This window comes from Parasedimentitalea huanghaiensis, from assembly GCF_009753675.1.
Lineage (GTDB): Bacteria > Pseudomonadota > Alphaproteobacteria > Rhodobacterales > Rhodobacteraceae > Parasedimentitalea > Parasedimentitalea huanghaiensis.
The window spans coordinates 103306-115155 of record NZ_WQLV01000015.1; the positions used below are offsets into that span (position 1 = coordinate 103306).

11 protein-coding genes are annotated in these 11850 nt (G+C 52.5%); 1 reads left to right on the forward strand and 10 read right to left on the reverse strand.

Annotated elements, in window-relative coordinates:
- Positions 1–19 precede the first annotated feature (19 nt).
- On the forward strand, positions 20–1018 hold the full coding sequence (locus GO984_RS19440; RefSeq protein ID WP_157024240.1) for an N-acetyltransferase DgcN family protein: 999 nt from the start codon (positions 20–22) through the stop codon (positions 1016–1018).
- An 87-nt stretch (positions 1019–1105) separates the two neighbouring features.
- Here GO984_RS19440 and GO984_RS19445 read toward each other — a convergent pair whose 3' ends face one another.
- The 10 genes from GO984_RS19445 to GO984_RS19490 form a co-directional block, all read right to left on the reverse strand.
- Entirely contained in the window at positions 1106–2596 is a 1491-nt protein-coding gene (locus GO984_RS19445; RefSeq protein WP_157024241.1) for a tripartite tricarboxylate transporter permease, read from the reverse strand.
- Positions 2597–2607: 11 nt separating this feature from the next.
- Complete coding sequence (locus GO984_RS19450; protein WP_157024242.1) at positions 2608–3153, reverse strand: tripartite tricarboxylate transporter TctB family protein; 546 nt, start codon at positions 3151–3153, stop codon at positions 2608–2610.
- A complete protein-coding gene (locus GO984_RS19455) occupies positions 3150–3890 on the reverse strand; it encodes a type 1 glutamine amidotransferase (RefSeq protein WP_157024243.1) in 741 nt (246 codons plus the stop codon). Before GO984_RS19455 ends, GO984_RS19450 begins: the two co-directional genes overlap by 4 nt.
- The gene (locus GO984_RS19460; protein WP_157024244.1) at positions 3887–4384 is read right to left on the reverse strand and encodes a flavin reductase family protein; all 498 of its coding nucleotides are present in this window, start codon (positions 4382–4384) and stop codon (positions 3887–3889) included. Before GO984_RS19460 ends, GO984_RS19455 begins: the two co-directional genes overlap by 4 nt.
- Before the next feature lie 4 nt (positions 4385–4388).
- On the reverse strand, positions 4389–5681 hold the full coding sequence (locus tag GO984_RS19465; RefSeq protein ID WP_245231182.1) for a glutamine synthetase family protein: 1293 nt from the start codon (positions 5679–5681) through the stop codon (positions 4389–4391).
- A 47-nt stretch (positions 5682–5728) separates the two neighbouring features.
- Positions 5729–7696, reverse strand: a complete 1968-nt coding sequence (locus tag GO984_RS19470) for an alpha/beta fold hydrolase (RefSeq protein ID WP_157024246.1) — start codon at positions 7694–7696, stop codon at positions 5729–5731.
- Between the two features lie 2 nt (positions 7697–7698).
- The gene (locus GO984_RS19475) at positions 7699–9009 is read right to left on the reverse strand and encodes an acyl-CoA dehydrogenase family protein (protein WP_157024247.1); all 1311 of its coding nucleotides are present in this window, start codon (positions 9007–9009) and stop codon (positions 7699–7701) included.
- Complete coding sequence (locus GO984_RS19480; RefSeq protein ID WP_157024248.1) at positions 9006–10052, reverse strand: 2,5-dihydroxypyridine 5,6-dioxygenase NicX family protein; 1047 nt, start codon at positions 10050–10052, stop codon at positions 9006–9008. The genes GO984_RS19475 and GO984_RS19480 overlap by 4 nt, the downstream gene beginning before the upstream one ends.
- Before the next feature lie 75 nt (positions 10053–10127).
- On the reverse strand, positions 10128–11072 hold the full coding sequence (locus GO984_RS19485) for a tripartite tricarboxylate transporter substrate binding protein (RefSeq protein WP_425339664.1): 945 nt from the start codon (positions 11070–11072) through the stop codon (positions 10128–10130).
- Between the two features lie 418 nt (positions 11073–11490).
- On the reverse strand, positions 11491–11850 hold a 360-nt coding region (locus tag GO984_RS19490), incomplete at its 5' end, for a response regulator (RefSeq protein WP_157024249.1).

Here is an 11850-nt window from a genome sequence, read left to right on the forward strand (position 1 = left end):
CAAAATTTGGAATGTGACCATGACACAAATTTCCGCACCATACCTCATCTACCTCGGTAACACCGAGATCGCCCAGTTTGCTAAAACCGGCCAGGGGCTCGTACACTGGCGGCCCGAGCGTTGTCTCGCCCAATTGCGGGAGACAGGGTGTCAAGCCGATCTGGGATTGCCGGACATGACGATCAAGGACGCTGTAGCCGTTGGCGCAAAAACCCTTGTCATCGGCACGACGTTCATTGGTGGACAACTTCCTGACGCATGGATTGCGCGGTTAAGCGAAGCATTGGAGGCAGGATTGGACATTGCAGCCGGATTGCATCAGTCGCTTGCCAGTGTTCCCCAGTTACGCGACGCTGCGGCCCGAAATGGTCGGGCAATTCACGATGTTCGGGTCAGCAAGACCGAGCTGCCAATTGCAAGTGGCAAACGCAGAACAGGGAACCGGTTGCTCGCAATGGGCACCGATTGCGCCGTAGGAAAGAAGTACTCTGCCTTGGCAATTCATCGCGCAATGGAAACCCGCGGCATGAAGGCGACGTTTCGCGCTACGGGTCAAACCGGAGTGCTGATTGACGGTACTGGCATCGCTGCGGACGCCATCGTTTCTGATTTCCTGGCAGGGGCAGTTGAACAGCTGACCCCGGCAGCTGACGCTGACCATTGGGATGTCATTGAAGGGCAGGGATCTTTGATCCACCCCGCTTATTCCGGGGTTACGCTTGGGTTGCTACACGGCGCGCAGCCCAATGCGTTTGTTGTCTGCCACGAAGTGGGTCGCGAAGAATTGTCTGGGTTCCCGGGTAACAAAACAGGGCAGATCGAAGAGATCATTGCACTCACGATGTTATTAGGAGAGAGGTTTTCGCCGGATATCAAATGTGTCGGCTTATGTCTGAATACCTCCAGTCTGACAGAGATGGAGGCAAAGGCGACATTGCTGACATTGGCCGAAAAGCACGGCGTGCCGGCCTGTGATCCTGTGCGTTTTGGTGTGAGCGATATTGTGCAGAACCTTTAAGCCCGCCCCGCATAGAGGGACGTTTGGCAGGGGGAACCTGCTTGATGCCTGAGGCTGGCAATGGCTGATTTGTACGGATCAGGTAGTTTAACCCGTTTCAGGATCTACAAGGCGCTTGCGTAGGATGCCACCGAACAGTTGGCATCCTAAAATCAAACAAATGACCCCAAACAGCATCGCGGCAATTGGCCGGTCAATGAAATCAAGCGGTGTATCAACACGGCTCATTGCGATGCGAAGTTTCACCTCCATAATGCCGCCAAGGACCATCCCAAGGATGATCGGGACAACTGGCAGGGCCAGGCGTTTCAGGATTACTCCAAATACCCCAAAGGCAGCGGCGATCGCGCAATCGGTGATCGAGTTTCTTAGTGAATAGACACCTACAAAACTCAGCAAGAGGACGGTAACACCAAGCGCACGTGTTGGGATTTGCATGATCCGTGTCAGCCAGTTTGTTGAAAACAATAGGAACACAACAACAAGAATATTAAGCAGCAACATGGCCAGATAAATAGCCATCACAAAATCCATGTCGTTCTGAAAAAGTTGGGGGCCCGGCACGACGTTGTGGACATAAAAGACCGATAACATCATTGCGGTCAAAGCCTCGCCGGGGATGCCGAGAGCCAAGAGCGGGATCATCGCGGCGGCGGGGACTGCATTGTTCGCGGTCTCGGACGCGATAAGCCCTTCAGGTGCACCTTTCCCAAACATCTCAGGGCTTTGCGAGGTTTTTTGCGCATAGGCATAGGACATGAACTGTGCGGTGAATTCACCAACACCGGGGATCATTCCCATCAGGACGCCAAAAGATGCTGAAACCGAAGCGATGCGTTTGTAGCTTTGTAGCTCTTTAAAACCAGCAAGTAAGGTCCCCTTTACGCGGCTAGGATGGGGGGTCTCGTTGGGTTCAAGAAGCAAGACAAACGCTTGGGAAATCGCAAATAATCCAAGCACGACAACGATGAGATCAAAGCCGGAAGTCAGCCAGTCCTGGTCGAATGTATAGCGTTGGGAGTACTTTACGGGTTCCAAGCCAACGGTGTGCAAAAAGATGCCCAAACAGGCCAACATCCCCGCAGCGAAAACTTGACCTCGATGGGCGATGATCACCAAAATGATGCCCAGCAGCGCGGCGAGAAATATTTCCTTTGCCCCAAAATGCGGGGCGATCAGCGCCAGCAATGGTGACAACACCATAAGACAGAGTATTGAGAAAATGCCGCCAAAGAACGAAGCGGAATAAGCCAGCGACAAAGCCCTATGGCTTTCCCCGCGCTTTGTCATGGGGGTGCCGTCATAGGTTGTCAGCGCATTCACGGCCGTTCCAGGCGTGTTGATCAGAATGGCCGGGATCGCGCCGCCGTACATTGATGACCCGTAAATCCCCAGTAGCGCGGTAAGGCCGACAATCGGGTCAAAAGCAAATGTGGCAGGCAGCAGAATGGCAATTGCTACAGCGGCACCAACCCCAGGGATTGCCCCGATGATTACGCCACCAATTGAACCAAACAGAAGTGCGACCAGAACATCCCAGCGGGCAAGGATAACAACACCTGAGAGAAGAGTTTCCATGGTGTTCCCTTTTAGAAGTATGTCAGCATAAAGCTGCGGAGTGTGCTGGGCAGAAATTCATAGAGCGCACCGCCGGGTAAGTTCACTTGCAAAACTGATTTGAATAAGACGACAATACCAAACGCTACCAAAGCCACAGTGCCAATCGTGCGCAGGTCGCGGTAACCCGCGCGCAGCATGAGTGCAGCAGCAGCAAACACAGTGCTTAGAAGATAACCCAGCAGCGGGACCAAGCTGACATAGACGAGAAACCAACCCGCATATTCCAGAGATCTGATCCATAACCAGACCTCGCTCCAGCGGCCTGCGATGCGGGGTGACACAAAAGAGCTGACCGAATGTAAAATGGCGAAAAACAACATTCCACCCAGCGATACCGCCGGCCAGAACCGAGGTTGCGTATAAAGATCGGTGCGTTTCGCCCAGATCGTTTGCCATGGCATCATTGCCAGCAGACTTGCGGCAACAATCATAAAGGCAACCGCAAATACCAAATCACCGGGGCGGCGTTCGCGGTGGAACAGGCGCACAAAAAGGGTTGTACTGTCGGATCTCATACCCAGGCTGCCTCTTTTTCCGCGAAGATATCCAAGATCAGGGCCCGGAGGATTTTAGGATCACGGGTATCCGCTTTGAAGAATGCTTCGATGACATCCGCTTGCGCCAAACGAGCAACAGGTTCAGCCGCGGTTTTCACCGCCTCCTCTCTTATTGCGACAGGCAGGAAGGTAGACGCTCTGACAGCATTCTTGACAATGTTAGCGGTGAATTCTGGATGCGGTTGAATGCCCAGAGCATTGCCAGATATCAACATCATTGCGTTTTCACACATCTCGGATTTTCCAAGCCGAATTGCGTCTGGTGGTAAGTCGAGAACCTGATCCTGATGCCAAGCCATCGCATGCATCTGTTGTCCTGATGCGAGCGTGTAGGCCGTGCGGCCAACAGACCATCCGCCATTGAATTTTTCGACACGCCCACCCCTCACTTTAGCCAGCAGTTGATGACCAAAACAGATGCCCACAATGGGGGCATTGGTATTCAACAGACCGTCAACACAGACCTTTAGATCGGCGATCCAGGGCAGATCATCATACACCCCATCCTTGGAGCCGGTGATGATCCATCCATCTGCCTCGTCTGCGCTACGTGGCAGCTCCCCGTTTCGCACATCGTAATGACGAAAAATGAAGCCTCGGTCCTGAAGGAGGTCTTCGTACATATCGCCATAGCGCGCGTAGATCTCGGTCAGGGTAGGGGGCAAGATACCTGCGACCAGGAGGCCGATCTTCATCGCGCGTCCAAAGGTTGGGCATTGTTGTAGCCGCGATTGGCGTAGACGAGGGCTTTGTCACCCTCATTTAGGCCTATGTGTCGGACTTCCCCGACAAAGATATGGTGACTACCGCAGGTGATTTCGTGCTGTACGGTGCAGTCAAACGATGCCAGCGCACCCTGAAGCATCGGCGCACCAGTTTCGCCCTTGGTCCAAGTTGCGCAGTCGAACTTCTCTTCGTCCTTTGCATCGGTTCGACCGGCAAATGAGTCCGATACTGTCGTCTGATCATCGCCCAACAGGTTCACACAGAAACTGCGGTTCTGTCTGATCGCTGCGGCGGTTGGTGACAAATGGTGCACACAGGTCAAAAGCGTTGGATTGGGGGTATCGGCAGAAACTGACGAGACAGCGCTGACCGTAACGCCGCGACGACCGGCGATGCCATCCGTGGTGACAACGTAAACCGAACAGGCGGCTTTCGACATACCTTCAAGAAATAGATCGCGCATATGCTTACCCCAATTCGAAAAAGCGGCGAAGTTCTGTATCAGGCACCATATGTTGAAAGGCGACCTCCTGTGCTTCGCGTGTGGCAGAGAAACCATCGACAAAGGCGTCGCCAAGCCATTCCCGCGCAAAGCTACTTTCGCGCAAGGCAGCAATCGCATGAACGATTGTGCGCGGATAATGGCGTGGTTCTTGTTCGGATGGCACGTAACCATTTCCGCTGACTGCTTCATCTGGTTCGATTTTCTGGGCTATTCCGGCAAGCCCGGCAGCCAGCGTTGCCGCCACTGTGAGATAGGGGTTGGCATCAGAGCCGGGAAGTCGGTTCTCCACTCTCAATGAGCCGGCATCATGGCCAACAACACGAAAACAGGTTGTCCGGTTTTCAATGCCCCATGTTAGGGCAGGGGGGGCAAATGTTCCGGGTGCGAAGCGACGGTATGAATTCACGGTTGGTGCAAACAGTAACATCATCTGGCCGATGTAAGTCTGCATACCGCCGATGAAATAACGGAATGTATCGGACATATTGTCTGGCTTCGTTTCATCCCAGAACAAGGGGGTTCCATCCTCACCTTTCAGTGACACATGAATATGGGCTGATTGACTGTCGGCCTGCTCAGACCAGCGCGCCATATAGGTGATTGTTTTGTTCTGCCGCATTGCAAGGGCGCGCATGAAGTTTTTCAGTAAGATGGTTTGATCAGCCGGTTCCAAGCCGCCGCCAGCACCTGTGCAGGCTTCCATGAACCCTGGCCCGATTTCTTCGTGCATCTTGGCAAGGTCGATCTTGAGCGCATCACACATATCTGCCACAGCGGTGTACCATTCAGATTGCGCCGTCTGGTAAATAACCAGGTCATGACTGGCGTGCACCGTTGCTGGCGTCAGATCGCAAAACCCTTTTGCTGCGATGCTTTCCGATGTTTCTTCGAAAAGCGTGTATTCCAGCTCTAATCCGTATTTGAGCGACAGCCCCATACTATCAGCTTTGTCGATCAGTCCCGACAGCATTGCGCGAGGGCACATCGCAGCTGTTTCACCAGTGTAGTTTGATAGAACAAGAAGGTCATGTCCCGGCACTTCCCATGGAATTGACCGAACTGTGTCTGTGTCGACGGCGAGTGGGCTGTCGTGGAAATCCGCGCTATCATCGCTGACACCAGGGAGGTTCAGAATTTCGTCAGTTGGATCAAGGGCAAGAGTGACGGGGGACATGCCCATGCCAGCATGCAAAATGCCCTCAAACGACTTGCGCGACACCTTTTGCCCACGCAACAGCCCGTTTGTGTCGCTCATGGCCACGGTGATGAAACGCGTGTCATTCTTATCAAGTATGTCTTTCATCATGATCTCCGTAGGGGCCGCTGAACTCCCAATGCATCAAGCTTTTCAATGTCTGTTTCCAGATTTGACGAATAAGCGCGCAGGAAGGCCTTTAACCCTCCGAGGATGACCGGCAGCAGGTCTTGATCACTCGGTAGATTGTTGGGGAAATGCAGCGCCGCATTTCGCGGCCCTGAAAGGATGAGCGCCCACAGGTGTTCAGCTGCAAGCCAGCTGTCTTCAAATATGAGGTGCCCGGCGTTTCGTTGTGTTTCAAGGTAGGCAGCAACACCAGCTTGAGCTTTGGCCGGGCCTGTTTCATTGAAGCTGGAAACGATGTCCGGAACCCGGAGTGCCTCTCCTATCATAAGGCGCGCGATTGAAAGGTTATCTGGGTGCAGGACATAGTCCGCGTATTGCCAACTGAATTCCCAGAGGACGAAGGTGAGGTCTTGTTCGTCAGTGTTTTCAAATGCAGCAAGAATTTTAGCGCGCCCAGCTTCCAATATCGCGCGGAATATGTCGTCCTTTTGTCCGATGTATTGATAGAGTGTTGGCTTTGAAACTTCAGCGCGTTCAGCGATGGCTTGCATCGACGCGCCTGAATATCCGTTGCGGGAAAACTCAATCAGAGCGGCGTCAAGAATGCGTTTTCTCTTGGCGGCTTTCTTTTCTGAGCGCGTGTTATTTGGTTGTTTGTTCATCGGCCCGACCATATCCAAAAATGATTTGATATGATGGTTTACTTCCATTGGCTGCTCAAGATTGCAAACATGCCCTGCGTCGGCAATGACCTCAAACTGAACAAAAGGGGCGCCGGCATCAAAAAACCGGTGACTTATCTGGCGAATTTCAGCAGGTGGTGCCAAGCGGTCAAATTCACCGGTCATCAGCAAAACAGGGAAGGACGCTTTGCTAAAGTCCAGTTTTTCCAACGGGTTTGTGAAACACGTCAGCGCATCCCGGTAGGTGGCTGAGGGTATCGTGGCCATTGACTCACGCAGTGTTTGGCGCACTTCCTGTGTTGCATTTGGTCCCGAGATTGCATCAACAACCGGCACCGCGAAATCGGATGGTGACTGCCCTGCGTTTAAGGGAACCTCGCGTGAGACGCGAAACGCTTCGCGCTCATCCGGGTCGGCCTCTGACATTCCTGTACAGCCGCCACACAGGATCAAGCCGGCCAATTTTTCCGGGTGTTGAAGGGCGAAACTGGTCGCTATCCAGGATCCATAGCTTAGACCACACAACACAAGTTTTTCGGCGTTGAATGCGTCCATTACAGATAGGATGTCTTCAAAATAGTCATCGGTTTTTGATTGCTCAAACCCCAATGTGCTATCGCCGTAGCCTCTCAGATCAAGGGAGACCACGGGCATCGTATTCCCGAGGGCTGCCAGTTGGGCGTCCCAATTTGATCGATTTCCGCCTATCCCATGAAGAAAAAGGCAGATGGTTTTTTCATGTTGCAACCCCTTTGGCGCGATACTCATCGCCAGCCGGGGTGTTTGACCGATTGATTTTGTGCCGATCGCACAGCTTGGAAGCCTGTCCGTTGGACTATTTTTTGGCTCGGGCGGTTTGCTCAGAACGGTGATACCGGCATCAAAGACTTGCTCGGTCCCCGCGGCTATCTCTTTTACGCGGGGTGCTGCCGCTTCAATGTCAGCATGCCATGTCAGTGTAGACCCCGTCTCACTAGGTGAGATCTTCAATCGCGCCGCATATTTTTGCGCATCTGCAATGCCTTCCAGTGCGACGTAAGCCATCACATGGTCACTGTTGCTTAGATAGGTCAGACGTTCTCGGACTATGGCGGTATCGCCCTTTACTCCAAATCGACGGATGACCTGAGCATCTTTACGCTGCTCACGTTCCATCCACTCGACAAGCGGATGCCAGGGCGCAGAAAAATCCTGAACAAAAGCCCAAATATCTGCAGGGCGTGCCGATGAACTTCCGATGCGATGGACCGTTTCCCGTGCCATGATTATTCCGCAGCAAGAGGGGCGTCGGTTGCAGCCGGTCGCCACATGGAAATTCGAGCACTTGCTGTATCAGAGCTTGCCTCGTCAATTTTATCCATGTCGTAGAGCGTCAACACAGATAGGTAGTCTTCCATAATTTCAGTGGTGTAGGGCAGCATCAGCGCGCCACATCGACTGTCACGATACATGCGTTCAAGTGGTAGCGATTTGAGCATCGATTGCCCGCCGCAGGTGCGGATTGCCAAGGCGGTCATTTCCTGCACACCTTCCATAACGGCATATTGCGCCGCATAGAGCCGCATCACCTGCGCCTTTGATGGAAAGCCGCGAGCCTCCATAAATGCTGTGTGCCAAAGGGCGCGCATTTCGGTCAATTTCTGAAACATCTTGGCGACAGTTGCACGTTTTGTCGGATACACGCGTCGGTCGATTGGCGGCAGCCCTTCAACTTCGCCACGCAGATATTTGACCGTGTAGTCATAGGCGCCTTGCGCCACGCCCATATATGCAGGTGTCAAAGTTGCCATCATATGTGGCCATTGGGGGAGGGTGCGCACGAACATGCCTTGCGGCATCATCATTTCTTCTTCTTTGACAAAGACATCCTTAAGCACGAGGTCTTTGGAATGGGTGCCGCGCATCCCAATAGGGTCCCACTCTCCGATGACTTCCAATCCCGGCGTGTCCTTATGAACAGCAAAGTTCATCGTGTCTTCGTGGCGCGGTTCGATGCCTTCAAAATGTTCGGTGCAAACAATTGAATAATAGTCACAATATCCGGCCAGCGACGCAAACTTCTTAAAGCCATTGATGAGGTAACCGCCTTCGACTTTTTTACAATTGGTTTGTATGGGTTTTGAGGTCCAATTGGTTCCTCCTTCGGAAATTGGTTGTGAATAGATGGCGTTGTTTTCAACGACGTTGCGAAACTGGCGTTCACGCAGTGGTGCGAATGCTGCGCGATCTGCGTCGGTCAAATTCGGCAATTCGTACATAAAGCGAGACCACATCATCGAAGATGTGTGCATGTTGAAGGTGAGCGCAGTTGCGCCACAATACTTGCCGATCTCAGCGCCGATCATCGCGTATTGACCAAGCGAAAAACCAAAGCCGCCAAATTCCTTTGGAATCACCAGACGTAGAAAGCCAAGCTTGGCGAAGTCCTCGTAGTTTTCAGTTGGAAAGCTGGCGTCTTTATCAATTTGAATGGCGCGTTTTGCAATTGTCGGCCCGAGTTCATTGACCAGTTCCATCATGTGCAGGAATTCAGGGGCAAACTCATCTGTGTTATAGTAATCGTGGAAAGTGTTCATGCTAAATCTCCTTGGAGTTTGCCTTTGATAACGACAGGTGTGCCGTCCAATGCGATCGTGCAGCCGCGCATTGGCAGATCGAAATGACCCAATGTGAAACGGCCTGCGTATTGATTAGAACCTGTGGACCACAGGAAGTTGCCAGCCCAGGCGCGGAATTCGGTCGCCTGCAGGTCGCCTTTGTCATACAGCGCTAGGCTTTCCCAACGGGCGTGCGGGTTCATGCCCCAGCCCACATGACTAAAGCCATATGCCTTTGGATCATCCCAGGCCGCGAGATATTCGCGGAATAGCTCCGCATCCAGATTATCGCCTTGAATGTCCTTGATGTAGTCATTTTCAATGATCATTGTGACAGGATCACGTAGGTAGTCTTTGAACGTCAGGTTCATATCACCGACATCCATCACAACCTTGCCGTTGACCGCGTTTTCACCCGGAAAACACAGGCAAAGACCACCTGGCCAGTGATCGACTGCGCCCGGACGGGTTGAAAACCCCGGTGTCCCGCCGCATGGGGCATCTTTGATATTGATCGTCAGGTCGGTGCCCGCATCGGATGTCACCCGCATTTCAGAGGCGTTGCGGAGCATCTCGATACCAAGGGCGACTTTTGGTCCAAGTTGGGCCCGGGGTTCTGTCCGCTCAAGAATTTCCGGGTGTTCATTGCAAATGACCAATAGCCGCGTGCCTGCTTGTTCGATCTCTGCCATCTCCTCGGCGTGGATCAGCCCTTCAACAGTAACGTCAACGATGACGTCCACCTGTTTGAGGGCTTCGATCACATGCCGGGTGTTCTGGATGGCGTCACTTGCACCAGTAGATTTTACCGGAACAGGAGCGGATTGAGGCGCTGAGGGCAAAATGATTGTCGAATAGACCGCGCCAAGATCAAACAATGCAAGGCCTGCGAGTTGTGCCATCACCGGTCGTGATTGGGTTTCAGCAACGACCGCTACTTCTGTGCCCGATCCGATCCCATTAAGTGCAAACACGCGCTTAAAGGACGCAACCCATTTGGGTTCAGGAATTTCCTGCATCATTTCAGTTTGACCTATTTTTCGTATTGGGTGCGCCATCCAAGTCGACGCACCCGTTTTTTCTGGAGAGGAACAAGATTACTGCCCCAGGATTTCAGCCATCGTGCCCATCACAACCATGTCGGCTTCGATCTGAGCTGCGGCTTCGTCTGCCGTCTGCCAGTAGGCTACAGCACCGGTTTGCGCTGCAAATTTCTTGGCTTGATCGGACTGCATGGTTTCTGCTGCAACAACAGCAATCTTATCGCGAACGTCTTGGGGGGTGTCTTTGTGAACAAACAATCCGTTCCACATGCCAAGCAGCAATTCAGGGCGAATTTCGCCTACGGTTGGTACGTCGGGGGTCATTGGCAAACGATCCGATGTCAATGTTGCAAGGATTGTCATATCGTCAAGACAGGGCAATAAAAGTTGGATCGACGTGTTTCCAACATCCGTGTCGCCAGAGGCAAATGTATTGCAATCGATCGCATCAAATGCAGCGTCCGATCCGTAGGAAAACCCCATCTGAGAAGCCATCGAGAAAGTGACTTGCGTTGGCGTTAGCTGAGCACCGAAATGCGCAAGCGAGACCTTGTTGTCCTGTGCATAAGCCGCCAGTTCGTCCATCGTTTGGTATGGCGCGTCATTTCGTGTTGCCAGGACCATTGGGTAAGCTACAAAAATGCCGACCGGCTCAAATGGGTTTGGATTCAGCGGAGGAATCCCGATCAGTGGACCCACAAGAGGCACGTCCATCACGAAGGACCCGATTGTATAGCCATCTGCAGCCGCGCCCGCCACTTCGATGGCACCGGGGAAGGGGCCACCGCCGCCACCCGGTTTATTCACCACTGCCGCTGACGTGCCATATTTTTCACTGAATTTATCAGCAATCATCCGGGTTAGAATGTCCTCGACGTCACCTGGTGGAAACGGCACGACAAAGCTGACTGGTTTCTCTGGGTATTCTGCAAATACAGGGCCCGCTGCAGCCGTCGTGGCCAGCGCGATCACAGTTGCCAGTTTAAATCGATAGTGCAAAGTTCTTACCCCTTTTTTACTATACGGTTTAGTAACTAACAAACATGTATTTTTGTCAATTGTTTTGTTGAAAATCCTTCAAGTGTTTGAAATTTAACCTATTAGTGGTGGTCTTTTGTGTAAAGTGAGACCGCCATCGCATTGTGCCATCATGCAAGCCGATGGGTTTGGCGATGTTCAAAGAGAACTGTCTGAAGGTGTAATTACTGCCCACAAAGCTGGCTTTCTAGCGTCATTGCCTGAGTGGAAATGAGACTTCAAATATTTACCGAGACGGCGGCGAACCAGGCCTTAAAGTAGCCCCATACAGCCAATGGATCACGTTGTTGATTGCTCCAAAATTTGGGGCATATAAGGGGGGCAATCACCGTCGAACGCAAAGTTATTACCGCCCTCCAACGTGGCGAGTTGCATCAGGTCAATGTGCCAATTCGTTAACGGTGTTTAGAAGCAATTTGCGCCGGATCGGCTTTCGCAAAAACTTGGCCCCGGAATTCAACGCGCCATCCAGGTCAGTAGGGGAAGGCGCATGGCCTGAAATAATGATGCATTTCAGGTCAGGGTTCAGTTGCTTGCCGTAGTCAAATAAATCGTAGCCTTGGAGAGTGCCCGGCATAGCGACATCAGTAATCAAAAGGTCGAAGCCTTGTACTTCGAATAAGATCTTGGCGGCCTCATCACCATTGCTAGCTGAGCCTCCCCCAATGAAGTGGTCCGCCCCTATGATTAGGAAAGCGGAGGACCTGAGATGGCCATTAAGAGACCCAAGCCTGAAGAG